At 65.8% G+C, this 16459-nt stretch carries 27 protein-coding genes and 1 pseudogene; all 28 read right to left on the bottom strand.

The window, feature by feature from the left end:
* Positions 1-25: 25 nt before the first annotated feature.
* Positions 26-622: a hypothetical protein gene (locus AC5Y5V_RS28615; RefSeq protein ID WP_499941977.1), complete on the bottom strand. Its 597-nt coding sequence runs from the start codon at positions 620-622 to the stop codon at positions 26-28.
* Between the two features lie 114 nt (positions 623-736).
* On the bottom strand, positions 737-1789 hold the full coding sequence (locus tag AC5Y5V_RS28610; protein WP_499941975.1) for a fibronectin type III domain-containing protein: 1053 nt from the start codon (positions 1787-1789) through the stop codon (positions 737-739).
* A gap of 93 nt (positions 1790-1882) precedes the next feature.
* Positions 1883-2338 carry a hypothetical protein gene (locus AC5Y5V_RS28605; protein WP_499941972.1) on the bottom strand — a complete coding sequence of 152 codons (456 nt, stop codon included), beginning with the start codon at positions 2336-2338 and terminating at the stop codon, positions 1883-1885.
* Complete coding sequence (locus AC5Y5V_RS28600; protein WP_499941969.1) at positions 2335-2646, bottom strand: HK97 gp10 family phage protein; 312 nt, start codon at positions 2644-2646, stop codon at positions 2335-2337. The genes AC5Y5V_RS28605 and AC5Y5V_RS28600 overlap by 4 nt, the downstream gene beginning before the upstream one ends.
* Positions 2647-3057, bottom strand: a complete 411-nt coding sequence (locus tag AC5Y5V_RS28595) for a hypothetical protein (RefSeq protein ID WP_499941967.1) — start codon at positions 3055-3057, stop codon at positions 2647-2649.
* 4 nt (positions 3058-3061) lie between these two features.
* The gene (locus AC5Y5V_RS28590; RefSeq protein WP_499941965.1) at positions 3062-3430 is read right to left on the bottom strand and encodes a hypothetical protein; all 369 of its coding nucleotides are present in this window, start codon (positions 3428-3430) and stop codon (positions 3062-3064) included.
* 2 nt (positions 3431-3432) lie between these two features.
* Positions 3433-3732: a hypothetical protein gene (locus tag AC5Y5V_RS28585; protein ID WP_499941963.1), complete on the bottom strand. Its 300-nt coding sequence runs from the start codon at positions 3730-3732 to the stop codon at positions 3433-3435.
* The gene (locus tag AC5Y5V_RS28580; RefSeq protein ID WP_499941961.1) at positions 3732-4205 is read right to left on the bottom strand and encodes a hypothetical protein; all 474 of its coding nucleotides are present in this window, start codon (positions 4203-4205) and stop codon (positions 3732-3734) included. Before AC5Y5V_RS28580 ends, AC5Y5V_RS28585 begins: the two co-directional genes overlap by 1 nt.
* Positions 4195-5100, bottom strand: coding sequence for a major capsid protein (locus AC5Y5V_RS28575; RefSeq protein ID WP_499941959.1), 906 nt, complete (start codon positions 5098-5100; stop codon positions 4195-4197). Before AC5Y5V_RS28575 ends, AC5Y5V_RS28580 begins: the two co-directional genes overlap by 11 nt.
* 19 nt (positions 5101-5119) lie before the next feature.
* Positions 5120-5494, bottom strand: coding sequence for a DUF2190 family protein (locus AC5Y5V_RS28570; RefSeq protein WP_499941957.1), 375 nt, complete (start codon positions 5492-5494; stop codon positions 5120-5122).
* A gap of 2 nt (positions 5495-5496) precedes the next feature.
* Entirely contained in the window at positions 5497-6879 is a 1383-nt protein-coding gene (locus tag AC5Y5V_RS28565; protein WP_499941955.1) for a phage protease, read from the bottom strand.
* Entirely contained in the window at positions 6870-8285 is a 1416-nt protein-coding gene (locus tag AC5Y5V_RS28560; protein WP_499941953.1) for a phage portal protein family protein, read from the bottom strand. The genes AC5Y5V_RS28565 and AC5Y5V_RS28560 overlap by 10 nt, the downstream gene beginning before the upstream one ends.
* Positions 8286-8304: 19 nt before the next feature.
* On the bottom strand, positions 8305-9996 hold the full coding sequence (locus tag AC5Y5V_RS28555; protein WP_499941950.1) for a terminase large subunit domain-containing protein: 1692 nt from the start codon (positions 9994-9996) through the stop codon (positions 8305-8307).
* On the bottom strand, positions 9968-10318 hold the full coding sequence (locus AC5Y5V_RS28550; RefSeq protein ID WP_499942033.1) for a hypothetical protein: 351 nt from the start codon (positions 10316-10318) through the stop codon (positions 9968-9970). The genes AC5Y5V_RS28555 and AC5Y5V_RS28550 overlap by 29 nt, the downstream gene beginning before the upstream one ends.
* 288 nt (positions 10319-10606) lie before the next feature.
* Positions 10607-10828 carry a hypothetical protein gene (locus AC5Y5V_RS28545; protein ID WP_499941948.1) on the bottom strand — a complete coding sequence of 74 codons (222 nt, stop codon included), beginning with the start codon at positions 10826-10828 and terminating at the stop codon, positions 10607-10609.
* 128 nt (positions 10829-10956) lie between these two features.
* Complete coding sequence (locus AC5Y5V_RS28540; RefSeq protein WP_499941946.1) at positions 10957-11223, bottom strand: hypothetical protein; 267 nt, start codon at positions 11221-11223, stop codon at positions 10957-10959.
* A complete protein-coding gene (locus AC5Y5V_RS28535) occupies positions 11223-11435 on the bottom strand; it encodes a hypothetical protein (RefSeq protein ID WP_499942031.1) in 213 nt (70 codons plus the stop codon). Before AC5Y5V_RS28535 ends, AC5Y5V_RS28540 begins: the two co-directional genes overlap by 1 nt.
* The gene (locus tag AC5Y5V_RS28530) at positions 11435-11902 is read right to left on the bottom strand and encodes a hypothetical protein (RefSeq protein ID WP_499941944.1); all 468 of its coding nucleotides are present in this window, start codon (positions 11900-11902) and stop codon (positions 11435-11437) included. The genes AC5Y5V_RS28535 and AC5Y5V_RS28530 overlap by 1 nt, the downstream gene beginning before the upstream one ends.
* Before the next feature lie 2 nt (positions 11903-11904).
* Positions 11905-12060, bottom strand: coding sequence for a hypothetical protein (locus AC5Y5V_RS28525; protein ID WP_499941942.1), 156 nt, complete (start codon positions 12058-12060; stop codon positions 11905-11907).
* A 238-nt stretch (positions 12061-12298) separates the two neighbouring features.
* Complete coding sequence (locus tag AC5Y5V_RS28520; RefSeq protein WP_499941940.1) at positions 12299-12514, bottom strand: hypothetical protein; 216 nt, start codon at positions 12512-12514, stop codon at positions 12299-12301.
* A complete protein-coding gene (locus AC5Y5V_RS28515; RefSeq protein ID WP_499941938.1) occupies positions 12511-12738 on the bottom strand; it encodes a hypothetical protein in 228 nt (75 codons plus the stop codon). The genes AC5Y5V_RS28520 and AC5Y5V_RS28515 overlap by 4 nt, the downstream gene beginning before the upstream one ends.
* A complete protein-coding gene (locus AC5Y5V_RS28510; protein ID WP_499941936.1) occupies positions 12735-12992 on the bottom strand; it encodes a hypothetical protein in 258 nt (85 codons plus the stop codon). The genes AC5Y5V_RS28515 and AC5Y5V_RS28510 overlap by 4 nt, the downstream gene beginning before the upstream one ends.
* A 71-nt stretch (positions 12993-13063) precedes the next feature.
* Positions 13064-13297, bottom strand: coding sequence for a hypothetical protein (locus AC5Y5V_RS28505; protein WP_499941934.1), 234 nt, complete (start codon positions 13295-13297; stop codon positions 13064-13066).
* A 369-nt stretch (positions 13298-13666) separates the two neighbouring features.
* Positions 13667-13951 (bottom strand): hypothetical protein, encoded by a 285-nt coding sequence (locus AC5Y5V_RS28500; RefSeq protein ID WP_499941931.1) that lies wholly within the window; start codon positions 13949-13951, stop codon positions 13667-13669.
* The gene (locus AC5Y5V_RS28495) at positions 13952-15016 is read right to left on the bottom strand and encodes a hypothetical protein (protein ID WP_499941929.1); all 1065 of its coding nucleotides are present in this window, start codon (positions 15014-15016) and stop codon (positions 13952-13954) included.
* The gene (locus AC5Y5V_RS28490) at positions 15013-15534 is read right to left on the bottom strand and encodes a hypothetical protein (RefSeq protein WP_499941927.1); all 522 of its coding nucleotides are present in this window, start codon (positions 15532-15534) and stop codon (positions 15013-15015) included. Before AC5Y5V_RS28490 ends, AC5Y5V_RS28495 begins: the two co-directional genes overlap by 4 nt.
* Positions 15531-16001 carry a hypothetical protein gene (locus tag AC5Y5V_RS28485; protein WP_499941924.1) on the bottom strand — a complete coding sequence of 157 codons (471 nt, stop codon included), beginning with the start codon at positions 15999-16001 and terminating at the stop codon, positions 15531-15533. Before AC5Y5V_RS28485 ends, AC5Y5V_RS28490 begins: the two co-directional genes overlap by 4 nt.
* A pseudogene (locus tag AC5Y5V_RS28480) lies at positions 15998-16459 on the bottom strand (hypothetical protein); the annotation flags it as partial. The pseudogene AC5Y5V_RS28480 and the gene AC5Y5V_RS28485, both read right to left, overlap by 4 nt.

Genomic DNA, 16459 nt, shown 5'->3' with positions numbered 1-16459 from the left:
ATGCGCGCGAAAAAACCGGCGCAGATCACTCGCTATCTCCCGGGGGAACTGCCTCCAAAACGCCAGCGCCATCGTCACTTTTCGAGTCGTCTTCCTCGCGAACCGCCACGTCGAGGCCCTGCTGGTTCCAGGTGCGCCACACGTCCGCCGACGACCGGCCGCCCGCCCGCAGACGCTCGTAGTCCTCGGCGCCGAGGACCACCTGGACGACGCGCACCGAGTGCGGCGGCTTGATCAGCTTCGTCACACCGTCGGCGTCGGTCTTGCGGTAAGGCTCGAGCAGCGGCCCGGGCCGGGTCTCGGGCGGCAGCTTGAGCTCGTTGCCCGCCCTGTCCTTCACCGTCTGCTCCGGGATGTAAATCTCCGGACCCCGGTCGTAGGACTCGGTTTCGAACATCAGCTCGTCGTAGTCGGCGAGCCGGTCGTCGTCCATCAGCCGCAGGTTCGGGTGCGGCGGGATCATCAGGGTCGTGCCATCGTCGAGCTGCATTGGGTGGGGCCGGAAAATGCTGTCGTAGGCCTGCGCCTGCTCGCGGGCGTGCCGTCCTTGGTCAGCTGGCTTCTCGGCGGCCTGCGGTTCGGGCGCAGCGGTGGCGTCGGTGGTGTCGGTGTCGGCTGTCATGTCGGCTGAATTCCTCTCGGATATAACGGATGTCGGCTTGGATCGATGCGTGGCAAAAGCCACCGGCGGGTGCAGCCGACCCACACCCGCCGGGGCCGTTCATGCGCCGTACGGCTACGGCGTGGTGATGGAGTTCGACACAGCCGAGTAGGTGACGTTGCCGTCGTCGTCGGTCACCTTGACCCGGAAGTAGTAGGTGGTGGCCGTGGTCAGGCTGGTGACGCTGCTCGTCACCACCCCGTTGCTGACCGCCTCGGTGCTCGACGCAGCGGTCCAACCCGTGGTGCCGTTGGCCGACTTCTCCACGTCGTAGCTGTACGGGTCGGCGCCTCCGATCGGCTGCTTGTACACCACGCTGGCAGTGGTGGCCGCGGTCGGAGTAGCGACCGGCGCCGGCGGCACGAACGTCAAACCCGGCACCTGGTTCTGGTCCCAGATCGTGCCCGTGGACCAGCGGCCGTCGATCAGCGGCGTACCGGAGGCGTCGACGAAGAACGGGCAGATCTCGCGGGACAGGGTGAACTTCGCGGCGTCCGCGTCCTTCTTGTTGCCCTTTTCCGACCCCAGGTCCGTCAGCACGCACCGCGGGAATGGGAACGCGTTGCGGATGTCGAGGGTGCCCTGCTTGTCCTCGTGCATCACGATCACCTGGCGGCGCAGCGGCACATCGTCCGTGGACTCCCCGACGAAGTAGGTGCCGCCGGCCGCCGCACGGTCCAGCACACCCGTCAGGGGCTGGTTGAAGCGCAGCGCGTCGATGACCATGTTCCGCTCGAGCGGGGTGAACATCAGCGTCTTGTCGCGCTTCTGCATGTCGACGCGGATCGGGTCCAGCGACTGCAGTCCTTCCAGCGGGTCGCTGTCGATCTTCGGGGCCCGCTCCACACCGTCGGGGTGCACCCAGCCGACGGGGTAGAACCCGGCGTTGGGCTTGGGGTTGTACACCCACTGCCCGTTGGCGTTCTTGACGATCGCGTACAGGTCGTCGCGCCACTTGCCGTCGACCGCCATCGGGGCGACGAACGCCGATCCGGGGCTGATGTTGGTGTTCACGCCGTCGTAGTCGCGGGCTGCGACCGACCAGCGCCCACCACGCAGCACCAGCAGCGAGTTGAGGTAAGCAAGCCCGGCGGCCTTGAAGCTCACACCGGTAGCCGGTTGTGACATAGGTGTTTTCCTTTCACGGGATGTGAAGCGCCAGAGAACAATTCAGGCGCGATTGCCGCGCGCGGGCTTGCCACGCGAGAACAAATTGGGGGGTCAGACGAACTTCAGGCCGAGTCCGTATTCAGTGACCAGGCGGGACACCACGGCCGACGCCGGGTCGGTGCCCATCACCGACGAATACGGCGGGGGATCCGGGCGCGAGACTTCCCGGATTTCCAGCCACTCGCAGTTCGCGGTGCTGCCGTCGGCCATCACCACGTCGTACAGCGGATCCTCGGCCAGCACCCACATGCGCTGGTTCGCCCTATCCATCCAGTGCTGACACTCGGTTTCCGTCGCGGCGATCGAATGCACCCGCACCACAGGGAAGTCGCTGATGAGGTCCGCGCTACCGGTGACCCGGTTGACCATCCAGTACGGCAGCGGCGCACCGGCTTTCCACCGCTTCGACCCCAGATTCAGCGGACCATTCGCCGCCGGCAGCAGGTGGGCGAGCACGAACGCCACAGCGTTGGGCGGGGCGTGCGGGTAGAGCAGCGGCGAACTCACCGGTGCAGACCCGGGTGGTTGAAGCGCGCCTCAATCTTCGCGCGCGGCGCGAACTCCGGCGTGTCCTCCGTGCCGAACTCGATCAGGTTCGCCTTCTCATCGGTAGCGGAGACCCGGCCTTTGAGCTGGACAGCCTTCTTCGTCACCTTGATCGAATCCCTGTATTCGCCGGTGTCCACCGGAGAGAGCTCTTTCCACTCGGGAACGACCTCGTTTTCCATGAAGAGGTCGATCTGCGCGTTGACCACGGCGTCAGCCTTGAGCTGCCGGTCGAGGTCGGGAATCAGCTTCTCCAGTTCCGAGGCCACTCAGGCCTCCTGGTGCTCACACAAGCACTCGACGTGCGAAACTCGACCACGTTGCAGCACAGCATCATTGGTCAACACGTAGCTGCGATTCAGCTCGACATCGATCAGCCACATGCTCGACTTGATCTCCGAAACCGGCTTGAACCCCGCTGGCTCGCCGTCCCCGTCGACCAGGGGCACCCGGCCGTCCACCTCAGGCATGATGATCACCGCGACCTCGACGGTCGACGTCGTCAGCCCTTTCACATCGCTCATGGACTGCACTTCGATGCAGCAGCCGTCGACCAAATCCACGTGCGGCGTGGCGTCGGGCTCCATGAACTCGCTGACCACTGGCCGGCCGTCACCGTCGAGCTGCTGGACGTCGCTCACGATGCCGACGCGCTGATCACCGATCCGGAACAGGCTCATCGACTTAGTAGTCGTATTCGGGGAAGTTGAACGCCGGGGCGGCCACCAGAGGAATTCCCAGCAGCTGCTTATGGCGGTTGCTCAGGTAGTCGTCGACCACCTTCATCGCGGCGTCGAATGTGCCAGCCTCGGTACGGCGGCTGGTGGTGTTCTGGAAGCTCGACAACCGCTCCAGCCCGCCGTACATCGCCGCGTCCCGGACGACCTCGAACACCACCTGCTTGGCCGCGTCTTCGTTGACGTCTGGCTTTTGGCTGCGGATGTTGTCCGAGACCACCTGCAGCAGACGGCCGGCGGTGGTGGATTCGCCGGCCGTCAGCGTGCCCTGGTATTCCGCCTTGAACGCGTCGATGTCGAGAAATGGCGCCGTCACGGCTAGGCCTCCGGGCCGCTGCCCTCGGTGACGACGTCGGGCTCCGGATCGGTCCGCCGCCGGCCGCGGCGCCGGTCTTCTCCGTTGTCCGCGTCCGGCTCCACGGGGGCGGCGTCCTCCGGCGCGGGCTCGCCTTCAACAGCGGCGTGCACGTGCTCGTGCGGGACGAGCGCCCCGGACTCGACGAGTTCGGCGGCCTGGTCGTCGTCGACCTCCACCACCTGGCCCCGAGGCCGCGTGTAGTGCACCGACCGGCCGTCGACGGTGAGCAGGCACGGCTTCACGACGTTGTAGATGCCCATCAGCTGTACCTCTCCATCAGCTCGGCCTTTGTCAGCGCCTCAGCCTCGTCCTGGGTCAGGCGCTGACCGTCGGGAGCACCGTTCACCGCGAATTCGACCCAAACAGCTTTCGGGGAAACCTGTTTGGGTCGCTCCGGCTCCGAATCGACGAGTTCCGATTCTGCGGCCACGGGCGGCTGCAGATCGTGGTGCAGGACCGCGATCTCACCGTCCCCGGCCGGTTCCGGCGTGCGTGGCTCGATACCACGCAGCGCCGCAGCGAACTGCTCTGCGTACGCCGGCGCGCTGAACGGCGGCCGGTCGACGGGCCCGGCGGGCGGCTGGTTGAACACCCCAGCACGCTCGCCGCGCTCCACCTCCTCGGCAGTCAGGTGCACCACGTCACCGAAGTAGGCGCGGCGGCGCCTGCCTTCGGGGTTGCGGTACTCCCAGTGCGCGACGGTGACTGTCTTCTCGATCGTGTTAGCCGGCAAGGCCCGTCACCTTCTTCACCGCGTACGGGTCGGTCACGCCCATGATGGGCTGGACGAACGACTGGACCCAGCTGGTGCGGTTCTTCGCCTCGCGCCAGGTCTCGGTCTGCAGCTGTTCCTCGTAGTCGAGGAAGCCGACGCCGCCGCGCACCGCCGCGTAGGCTGTGCCGGCCGTGACGCGGTTGGACACGAACGTGCTCACGCCCGCCGACTGCAGAATCGCCGCGTAGTCCGGGCCGTAAGCGACCTTGAGGTTGGCGTCTTCCTGCGGGTTCATGATCCACACGTTGTACTCGTAGCCGAGTTCCTCGATGTCGGCGGCGAGCTGCGCGGCGATCATGTCGGCGAACGGCCGCTCGTTGTTCGGCGTGGGGCTGGTGCCCGTCAGCGTCACATCCGACCAGTCGTGCCCGGCGATGACACCGGCACCGCCGAGGCTGCTGATCACGGCGTCGAGGACCGCGACGGTGCGCTCGTTCACCTTGCGGACGATCGTGTTGGCCAGCTTCTGGGTCTCGATCGTCATGTACATGGTGTCGTTGCGCTTGACCGCCTGGTCCGAGACCGGGAATTTGCCACCCCAGTCCTCGGACTTCGCAACGCTCGGCTGAGGCCGAACGCTCGACACGATCGGGTACTCGTCGGTAGGCCCGCGCTGCTCGACGTCCTTGGACATGAACAGATCATTGATCGTGATCGTGTCGTAGATGATCGCCCCGGCCGTGGTGTTCGCGCCTGACGGCACGAACAGCTCCGGGGCGATGAACCGGCGCTTGGTGATGTCGGCGAGCCGCTTGGTGATCCGGCCCGGTTGCTTCAGCGCCAGGTCGACCGTGACGGTCGTGTTGCTGACGACCGGCGGGCCAAGCGGGTAGGTGACAGGTGAAGTAGGCATGGTCTACTCGGTCCCTTTCTCAGTAGAGGCTGATCTCGGCGTCGTTACCCGACGTCGCGGCCGTGAGGGCGTAGCCGACGGCCACACCCGATGACTTGGTAACGGCCTGGCCGCTGGACCCGACCTCCACCTCTGCGAATGCGGCGATGTTGCCGCCGGCGGTCACGTAGGTGACGCGTGAGTTGCCGCGGGCGACGCCCACGATGTCGCCGGATGCGGCGTCGTACTTCGACACCCCGCACACCCGGCCGGCGGCGTCTGCGTGAGCGACCGCGATGTTGCCGCTCGATCGGTTGCCGCTGATCTTCAGGAACCGCTTGCCGGTGATCGCGGCCGACGCGCGGCCGGTGATGTCGCGGCCGGGCTCGTAGACGCCCACGTTTTCGTTCGCCATGATCAGCTGTCCTTTCGCTCGGAGGCGGGCTCGGTTGGTGCGCTGTCGAACCAACTCAGGTCGTCGGGCACCGACGGGTCGTCGGGCTGCAGCGCGTGGCCGACCTCGGCGGTGGGAATGAACCCCTTGGCCATCTGGTCGATCAGCGTGGCGGTCCGGGCCCGGTCCACCTCGAGCAGGCCGAGGTAGTGATCGCGCTGTGCGGGAGGGAATTTGCCGTCGCGGATCGCGGCCTCGACGAGCGTCTGGTCGCCTTCGCGGACCTGCTTGGCGTAGGCTTCGGCGCCCTGCTTGGCCGCGGTGACGGTGGTTTCCCACTGCTTGGCGTCGACAATCACCATGCCGGACTTCGCGGCGGCGGCGACGAGCTGCTCGGCGGTGGGCTCGGCGTCGGCGGGGGAGTCCGCTTGTCCGGTGGGCTCGGCCCGCTCGGACAGAGCCTCGTCGAGCGCCTTCAGCGTGGTCTCGTCGTCGGCGTCGGCGGAGATGCCGAGCTTCTGCGCGAGGCCTTCCTTCAGGGTGGGCATAGAGCCCTCCTTTCCATTGGTGTCCTCGGCCTCGGCGGCAGAGGGGGTTTGTGGGGTGCGAGCTTCAGCGCGAGATGCGAACGCCAGCACCGGCTTACCGACAGCTGCCCGCGCGTTCACGTACTCGACTTTCACGCGCTGACCGTCGCCGAATTCGACCTGGCCCTCGCCCGTGATGGTGTAGGACACCCGCTGCAGCGTGTCGTCCTCGTCGTTCTGGACGATCAATTCCGGTGGGTCGATGAACATCTCGCGAATCCACAGGTACCAATTGCTGCCGGGCCCGTCGTAATACTCGCGTCGCACGTCGTCGATCGACGTGCCGGCGGCCAGCGCAACAGCGGCGTTCGCCATAGCTGTCTCCTTCTGTGGTGCTTTGGTGTACAGGTCGTAGAGCGATTCGAGGGTGCCGATTCCTGGCCGCATCAGTCCCAGCAGCGCCACCGCGTGCACCACGAACGGGTGCAGGTGCCCGAGCTGGCAGATGTAATCCCGTTGAAATTCGCCCGATCGATCGGGATATGCGCTGGCGATCACCGCCTGGCCCTGTTCGTCGGCGTCGGCTAGCCAGGATGGAACTCCGACGAAATCGCCGACGAGCGTTTGGCCGTCATCGGCCAGCCGCAGACCGTCAACCAGCCCGATCGCCGGGTCGCCCTCGCCCGGGTTGCCGGTGTGCCCGAACTTCAGGCACGGCCGCCGCACCGCCGGGCAATCGAGCGCCGCCACTGCGGCGGCGAGGTCTTCGGCGCTGGGATGCCAATCCTCGGCGTTGCTGATGTTCCAGTAGCCCACCGATGCGATCTCGACGCCCTTGATCGTCGCGAGCGTCGGGGTGCTCGGCACCTCTACGACCACAGCGTGCCCTGCCCTGGCCCCGGCTGGCGGCGCGCGCCGGCAGCCTTCGGCACCTGCTGCACCGGAAGCTGCTGCGGCACAGCCGGATCCTCGGTCTCGTCGTCCGTTTCGTCCGTTTCCGGATCCTCCGGCGGGGCTCCGAGGTGCTGGCGGATGAACGCCCGGATCGCCGGATCGGGCTTGAGTAGCTCGGCCTGAACCAGCAGATTCAGCGCCGCGGCGTGCGCGTCCTGCTCCGACCCGATCTCGTCGGCCACCAGCAGCGGCGCGTTCTCGTCGATCGAGTAGTTGATGTCAACCAGGTCCTCGACAACATGCTCGTTCGCGACGTCGAGCAGGTCATCGAGCACGGCCTGGACCGCCTGGACGTACGGGTCGTGCTGCACGTCGGCGAGCGCGTAGCTGCCGCCCTTCTCCAGGTTGAGGAACTGCTGCAGCGCCACGATCCCGATCTGTTTGTCGTGGTATTCGATCGCCGGCCGCGGGTCGACCCGCTGCCCCATGACGCCGAGCAACTGCATCAGCGCACCCGGGGGCAGCGCCACGCCGGCGGTGTTGCCGCCCCGGTAACGCTTCGCCACCTCGAGCCAGGCCAGCATCTCCTGGCTCTGGGGGTTGGTGTCGACCCCGGGCGGGGCCGTCACAACCGGTACTCCGACGCCGTTGCGTCGGATCGCGACCGCCTCCAGGCGGATCAGCTCGTTTTTGAGCACCCAGTTCTTGTAGGGGGCGCGCAGCAGGCTCTGCCCGATCCAAATGCCGTCCTCGGGCTCATTCCGGTATACGACCAGCCGATCGACCGTGATTTCGGTCCCTGAGAGGTCGCCGGAAAGGATCGCGCCGTTCGGCGGCTCCTGGACGATCGAAATCAGCCCGCCGTCGCGGTCTACCTTCCATTTCGCGATCGTCCGCTGAGGTCGCGGAGCCAATTTCCGCAGATGCGCCTTGCCGTCGTCGCCGATCCGGTATACCTGCTCGAACACGCTGTGCCCGTACTGCAGATGCGACAGCGCGCTCCGCACATGCGACTTCCAGCTGAAGCGGTCGCGCTGCCGGGCGCGCACCACAGGCGTTTTTGGCTTGTCGCCGCCGTTGTCGCCCTTGATCGGCACACTCAGGTCGGCCGCGACATGCGCCACCGTCGCATCCCGGGCACCATTCGGCTCGATCCAGTACTTCGCCCGCCGAATCGGCAGCATTACCGCCCGTAGCAGCGACCACACCCGGGCGTCATCGCGCGGCATCCGGTTAAAGACGACCAGCGACAGCGGATAAATCAGGTCCGGGACCTCTTCGAGGAGGTCCCACATCATCCAGTCCGTCAGCCTCTGCTGCGGATCCGCATAGGGGTTGACGTACCCGACCTCGCGAGCCACCGAGGCGGGAATTTGGTTGTGAGAAGCCACTTTCCCTCCTTTCGAGGGGCTAGAAAGCTGCCGTCAAGGCATCGAACTCGTCATCGAGGGCCGAATCGGCGACATCCGCACCGCCATCGGCCGAGTCGGTCAGCGGCAAGCCCGCCGGTTTGCGCGGCGTCTGGTAGGTCAGCAGCGCCCCGTATGCCAGCGTCACGCTCACCAGCGCCGCCGCGTAGCCGCCCGCTTGGGCTTCGTCCCACACGAACCCGCCGGCCGGTATCTCCTTGCGCACCGCGGCGCTCACACCGTCGTTCAGCGGCTCCTGGTTGCAATGCGAGAACTTCCCCGCCTTGAAACCGTTCAGGAACGCCCCACACCACTGCGACCATGTGCCAGCGTCCGCCATCACCGGCTCCACGCCGGCCTTGATCAGCTCCGCCTCGATCGCCGCCGCATCGCTGCCACGCTTGATCGCCACCGCCACCGGATCCCACGCCGTCACCAGATCCACGACCGCCCGCACCACCAACGGCGTTGCCGCGGCCTCGCTGTAACCCAGCTCCAGATGCGCCAGGCCCGCCTCGGTGTACCAGGCCGCCGAGATCCGCCATATCCCGCTGCTGGCGTCCCGCGCCAGCCCCACCGCCGGCGAACCGGTCAGCACCGGCGCCACCTCGGCCGCCAACCTGGCCCACGGCTCGGCCGGAATCTCCGAATCTTCCTCACGCTCCGGAGGCGGATAGTCGCCCCAACCGCAATAGTCAGCATCGAAAATCGCCCGCTTCACAACCGTTTTGGCCTTCTGACGCTTCGTGCGGATCTCACGCTCATTCGTCGCGACCCCATACGACGGCTGCGCCAGCGCCCACGTCGCCGGATCGTCGCGCGACATCGTCCGCGGCGCCGCGAACAGCTGATAGAACAGATCCGCCGCCTCCGCATGGCCCAGGCGGTGCATATCCGCCAAGCTGTGACACTTCGGGTGCTTCAGGAACACCGGCGGCGTCGACAAGTAGATCGTCTGCGGGTTCGGCGCCGCCGACTGCGCACCCGTCAAGTCGTTCTCAATCCCCGGATCGATGTCGTACGCCTCATCCAGAAACAGGATGTCCAGCTCGGTGATGCCACGACCGAACTCCTGCGACCGCGGCGCGAACTCCGCCACCGCCGTCACCGTGGCGTTGCCCGCCCGGTCCCGCTTCAGCGCCACCTCGATCAGGCCGTGGTTGTCGCGGATTGACGGATTCTTCGCCAGCCGCCGTTTCAACGACGGCACCCGGTTGATGACCTTCACCACCCGGGTGAACACGTCCTTGGCCGTCGACCACCGCTGCGCGGTATAGACGATCTTGTACGGCCGCGCCCGCCCCAGGCATGGCACCACGAACAGGTGGAACAGGATCAGCAGCACCACGATCAGCGTCTTGCCCTGCTGCCGCGTCGCCTCGATGCACACATCGCGGTGCGTCCAGACCCGCTCGCCATATTCATTCGGCGGCTGCAGCGACAAAATGCCCCGCAGCGTCGACCACTGCCACGGCATGCAACGCGTCGCCGTCTGATACGACTTCGCCAGATTGTGGCCGAACTGCGCACACCTGTCGCCCTCGGACTCATCACCCGGATGCCGCGACTCAAACGCCGGCTCCTGACGGCCCTGCAGCCGCGGCCACGACCCCACCCACTCCGGCCGCCGCGGCGGACCCGAGCGCGACGACGAACCGCGGCGCCTAGACCGCGGTTGGGTCGTCGTCGTCATCCGGATCACCCGGAAGCGCCGCGCGCTGCCGATGAATCTCGAACAGCAACTTCCGCAACTGCTCAGCGAACTGGCGATGCTGAACCAACACGTTCGACACCACCACCTCCACCGTCTTCGCGCCGATCTTCAGCTCCACCCACGACTGCCGATCACCGCGCAGCAGCTCATTCAGCCGCTCGAGGTAATCCGCGATATGGCCGGCCTGCTCGATCAGAAACGTCAGCGAATACGGATCCTCAGGCTGCGAGAGCTCCGCAACCAGGCGCGCACCCGCCGACGGCCCGGGATCAGGCGCCGACACACGCTTACGAGCAGCCACAACACACGAAATCGCATACGACACAACGCGATTCGGCACTAACCACGCGTGCGAAAACCGTTGCAGCACAACCCGCTTCACGCGCCCGGCCGGCGAAATTTTGCCCTCTGTGTGTAAAGAGCGACCCGGCCGTCACGCGTGGCCCCTCCCCCCGGGTCTGATCTTTTGGGCGGGGGGGTTGCCGCTGCCATGTCGCCGGCGCATCGGTGCTGGTCAGAGCGTTTTCGGTGCCGTTGGCGCGTTTGCTGTGCGTGTGGGTCAATGTGGTTGTGGCGCAGTGTATCTCGGTCACCATGGCCATGGCATGTAGAGGTTGACGGGCTGGATGGTGCTGTCGCCGAGCTGCATGTTGCAGGTGCCGTGGAGCAGCTCGTCGGGTAGTGGGATGGGTAGTCCTTTGCGTATGCATTCTGCTCGGCTCATCTTGGAGTGGTGGGCGTGCAGTTTGCCGTTGTTGGGGTTGGTGGAGTGGGGGTTGTAGTCCCAGTTGCGGGTGCGGTCTCGGTACATTGGTTGTCCGCACTTGCTGCATGGGCTGCCGTCTTGGTGGTGTAGGTGTAGGTTCGCTGCTGCTTGGCGGTGTCGCCAGCCGAGTCCGAGTTCGGTCTGGGTTTTGCGCCGGGTCGTGGTGGGCGCCATCATCCCCAGATGTCGGTGGTCGTTTGGTAGTGGTGGGGTGTGTTGTCGACGGCGAGGGTCCAGCCGTGGGGCTGGGTTGTGACGGTGGCGTTGAGGTCTTGGTTGTTGGCTGCCGCTTCGGCGACGGCGAACAGTGCGGCCTTCATCCATGGTTCGGGTTTGGTGCCGAGTTGTCGTGCGAACTGGGGGATCTGGTTGGCGGCGCCGTGTTGGGTGTTGGCGTCCATCCAGATCCGGTCGTCGACGGTGATGCGGATGTGCGACATCAGCGTGCGTCGATGACGGCCTGGCGCACGAAGCAGTCCTTGGCCTCGATCAGCTTGCGCAGGCCGGTGGTCAGCTCTGGGCCGTCCTGCAGGGTTCCAGTCAGCTGCTGTGCCAGCACGTGGAATTGGCTCGATACGTCTTGCAAGTGCTGCGGCAGATGGGAGTACTCGAACTGGCTCAGCAGGTGGACGGTTGCGGGGTGGCGGTCCATCACGATCCCTCTGGTTGCTGGTGTCCCAGTGTGCATTCGGGGTGCAGCTGCTGGATGGCTTTGATCAGGTTGGGTCCGCTGACCTTGGGTTGGTCGGTGTCGAGGTCGGTGACGTTGGCCCGGAACAGCGGTGTGCCGCAGTTGCAGTGGAAGTGGGGCTGGCGGTTGCGGCGTGGTTCGGTGTCGGCTTCGATGGCGCGGAGTCGCTCGAGCTCGGCGGTGGGGATCTGCGACCAGCCTGCTTGTTCGAGGGTGTGGTCGATAGCTTCGGCGGTGACTCGGGCGACGTCGGGGCGGTCGAATCCGGCTTGGTTCGCGAAGTAGGCGTCTTGTTCGGGGTTTCCGGTGCTGCGGAACATGTGGAACGGCCCGACGGCGTAGGACTTTCCCTTCTCGCCGTCGCCCGGGTGGATGAAGCCTTCTGTGAGGCCTCGGGCCACGATGTCGATGGTCGGCTGGTTGGGCATGGCTACCACCAGTAGCGGCGGCCGGCGACGGGTCGACCGAGGCCGCCGAGGATCCAGAGCACGACGCCGATGACGAGCAGGATTACGCCGAGGGTTTCGAGGATGGGCACTAGGAGGAAGTAGCCGAGGAGGAACAGCACGAGGCCGAGCACGATCATGTGGTTTGTCCCGTCGAATGACGAACGCCGCGCTGCTGGTGGGCAGGGCGGCGTTCGTGGGGGGGATCGGTTTTTGGGCGCGGTTGGCACACCCATTTACTGGTCGAAAGGTTAGCACAGGGTGGTCGGTTAGATGTTGTTTGCGCTGGTCAGGAGGGCGCGCCTAGTTGCTGCGCTGCCGGGCGCTCGATGAAGCTCGCGCGCCTGACGAAAGACTGCTGGAAGCTTTGCCGCGCAGCTAGTCGCGGTCGATCTCGGCGGCGATCTTGTCTACCGCGGCGCGGTCCTGCTCACTGAGCCGGCTTAGGGCGTCGTCGAACTCGTCGAGCACCGCCCCGACGGCGACCTCGGCGAGCCGCTGGGTGTGCTTCTGCTCGTCGGCGGTGTCGTCGAGGGCCAGCTCTCTCGCCAGCGCCTCGCGCACCGTGGCCACCAGCTTGTCACGTGCGCTCACGCTGAGACCTCACGGACGTTCGCACCGCACATTTGGTCGTCGATCAGGCGGTGTAGCCGATCGGCGGCTTCAGCCAGTTCGGTCAGGAACTCGGCGTTAGCCGCGTCCTCGGCGCGCCACCGCTGCGTGGCCGCGTATTCCGCGAGGGCATCGAGGATCACGAACGCGGTGTGGTCGTGGTGGTCGACGGCGATGTCGAGCTCGACGTGAAAGACGCTGCTCATGCGTCGAGCTTTCCGAATCGCTGGTAGGCGGCCTGGCGGCTGACGCCGAGGGCGACGCCGATCATGGCCCAGGAGTCGCCAGCGGCGCGGGCGGCTTTGACGGCGGCGGTCAGTTCGGCGTCGGCGTTGGCGACGGCCGAGGCGGCCGCGGCGATGCGCCGCATGTGGGTGGCGTCGCGCGCGTCAGCGGGGTTGACGTCGAGCTGGTCGAGCCAGTCCTCGACGCTGGTGGTGGTGGGGTGTTTTGCAGTCATGGTGTGGTGGTCGCTTTTCGTGGTTGAGGTGTGGGGTGGTGGTGGGGGTGTGGGTGTGGGTGGGTTGGTTTCTATCGGAGGTAGGCGTAGAACTTCGGGCGGAGAGTGTCGGCGTGGATGATGGCCGCGGGCTCATCGGTCACGACGACGATTTCGAGCAGGGCGCCGGTGCGGTCAGGCCCGATGACGAGCAAACGGGTCTGGCCGTCGTGTTCCTGCTCGATTATGCGGATCGCGAACTTGACCGCATGCAGCATGTCTTCGTCAGAGACATCGTGTTTGCGGGCACTTTCGGCGATCTGCATAGTGTAAAGGATACTTTACAAACACCAGCGGTGTCAAGGTTTCTTTACGCGCGGCAGCTAATCAATTCGCTCTCTCGGCGAGACGCGAGTTCGTCGTTGTCCCTACCGGGAATGCTCCCTTATGTCGTTCTGGGTACGTCGAGAGCCCCGAGAACCTCGCGGGCTATCTGGACAACTTCTACTGACACTCCGCCGTATCCGATGCCACCGCCGAAGTCGATAACCTCCCGGCCTGCGCGGTCTTCGCTCCACGCGAAGGCCGGGATGATACCTGCTAGCGCGTCACGGACTATTTGGACGCGGCTGTCGTCCAGCTCGCAAACTGCTCTCATTGGGGGCTACACCTTTCGCCGATAATCGTGCGTTCGGTCAGCTGCAGTCGTTGAGTCCGCAGCTGTCGCCCCGTCCGGCCACAGGCCTACCGCAGCCTCTACGGCAGGTTGCGACGATGATGGTTGCCCGTGGTCCGGCGATGTCGACCAGGTGGTCGATGACGTCCCAGATCTTGTCGGGGCTGATGACGGCAGCGGCGGAGTCGCAGCCCATTACTGCGAATTCGATTCCGCCGCTGTTGATTATGCGGCCGATCGAAAGGACGTTGTATTCCTCATCTCGAAACTCGGCGTCATGCTCAGTCTCGTAATCCTCGGCCATCTATCCCACCCTCGCCTTTCCTGCTTGCCGGTTCTGCTCCATCTTGTTCCGCACGTTTCGGACGTCGCCGACGCGGTATTCGGGGATGTCGTCGTCGCTGCGCCGGTAGAAGCCGTGGCGGCCGTTGGGACGGACGTAGCGGACGGGTTTGAGGTGCCCCTCGCGGATCCAGCGGTCGAAACGCCCGGGCCGGATTTCTTCGCCGAGTGAGCCCATGATGCCGGTGTTGAACAGTTCGGGGTTGTCAGTGCGCTGGTTCCCGATGAGCAGTTCGCGGGGGACGATCAAATGATCGACGTAGGCGAGCCACCGGTTGTAGAGCTGTTCGATGTTGTGCGTTGTGCGGCACTTAGGGTTTGGGCAGGTGGTTTCGATGGCGTCACGGTGGGCGTAAAGCATGTACCCGCACATTTTGCGGTCGAGCATTTTGTCGCATTGGCCGCAGAATCGTGGTGCTGGTCGGCGGTCGACAGCTTTGCGGGCGCGGCGGATCAGGTTTTGCAGTTGGTGGAATGTTGTTCCGGCGGTCGCGGTTTGAGCGATGTGGTGAGTTTGGCCGGCGAGCCAGAGGGCGTAGGCGGCCGTGTCGAGTGGGTTGAGGGGGGTGTAGGTGTAGCCGGCGTGTTTAGCGGCCTGGGTGGTCCAGGTTTGGAGTTGTTGGCGGATTTCGGTGAGTAGTTGGCTGGCGCGCGGGTTGACGCGGCCGGCGGCGAGGTATCGGCTTTGGAGTTGTTGGGGTTTGAGGCCGTTAGTGGCTTCGTCGAGGGTCATGTCGCCGTGGAGGGCGTTGTTGTTGGTGTGGCCGCGCATTGGGCCGCTGGTGTTGAAGCGGGTTTGTCCGATGGCGGCATTGGCGAGGTCTTCGAGGATGCCGGGGGCGCGGCGTTGGCGGGTGCGTTCTTCGCGCCAGGTGCCGCCGGAGGCGGTGCGGCCGGATTGGACGGTGATGGTTTCGGTCCAGGTTTCACCGGTGACGAGGGCGGTAAACATGGCCGCGAGGTCGCTGGTGCAGCGGGTGCACAGGAACAGACTGGCGGGGGCAGTGCAGGCCTGGCACTGGGTCATTCGGCCACCAGGCCCCGGAGGTTGAACGGTTCGTCGAGGATGAAGAGATCGGCTGCGAACCCGCGGCCGAATCCATTCCGCCCGCCACCGCCTCCGCCGGCGCCGAGCGCTGTGCTGTTGTCCGTCATCACCTGGCCGTTTAACACCACCGAGAGTTCTCCGCGTGGAATTCCATAAACGGCACCACAAAACGCAATCGTGGCGGTGATGAGGTCTGTGAGCCACTGCGGCCCACTGGTGATGATGGCCGATGACCCCAACGGCAGACCAAGCGTCATCGGGCCTATGAACTCCGATCCCTCGCATAGCACCGGCGAACTGTCGTCGGCGTAGCTGTAGCTTTCGTCATATGCGCCGATGGCGCGCATTAGGGCGATGTGCTGGGTGATTTTCAGGCCGTGCCAGTCCTGGCCGCAGTGTGGGCATTTCGACTGGTTGAGGTTGTGGTCGTAGCCCGATGGCTCTTGCTGGAGCTGCTGGTCGACTAGGGCGTCGATTTCGTCGATGATGTCGCTCACCAGTCGTCTCCGCAGTCGCAGTGGCCGATCCGGACGTAGCCCAGGCGCCGCGCGATCGCATCGGCCGCGGCCTGGGCCCGCCGGGCCAGCGCGCGCCGTGCGCGGCGGTGCCACGGCACTTTCGGCGGCGGTGGGGTTGGCCAGGTGTCGCAGTCGAGGACTTCCACGACGCGGCGGCCGTCGACCTCGATGAACCAGCACGGAATCGCGATGATCGTCGGCCACGGCACCGGGTCGTCGTCGGGGCGTTCCAGGACCCCCTTGCCGAACCGGATGACCGTGCCGGCGTCGACCGGGGCCAGCGCGGACCGCAGCACCGTCAGGGTGCCGTTCAGGTCGGTGCGGACGATGCTCAGGATCTTGTTCACCGGCCCCAGTGGGTCGGGCCTGATGATGGCTCCGAGGCCGGCGCGCGCGGCGGCTGGGTTGTTGATCCAGAAGTCCGTGGCGTAGGGGTCGACGGTCACCAGAGTGCTCCTGCCTGCATCGGTTCCGGTTTCACACAGAAATTTGAGGGCCACGCGATGCTGTTGTTCATGGCTCTGATGTGGCGTGGTTCGGCGGGGAAGTGGAGGGGGTCGCCGGCGCCGCGGGCGCCGATCTCGGCGAGGCTGAGGGCGTCGGCGATGTCGTCGTTGGTGATGTGCGCGGCCCATGGCTTCCATGTGGCGCGGACGGCCAGCATGACTTCGCGTTTGTGCTGCTTGGTGGTGAGTTCCTTGCTGCTCTTGCCGCCTTTGCCGGTGGCCCATTTGCAGCGGGTGAGGTTGTGCACCACCACTGTTGGGGTTTTCCAGGCTTGGAGTTGGCGCATGAGTTCGACGAAGAGGGCGTAGCGGTCGTAGGCGTCGCCGTCGGTGCCGAATGTGAGGGGGGCTTCGATCATGGCGAGGTCGGGTCGCGCCCGGGTTTCGATGAGGCGCAG

The organism is Mycobacterium sp. NGS68 (assembly GCF_059812195.1).
The sequence above is the reverse complement of the archived record's forward strand: the minus strand, read 5'-3'. Positions and strand labels throughout refer to the sequence as shown.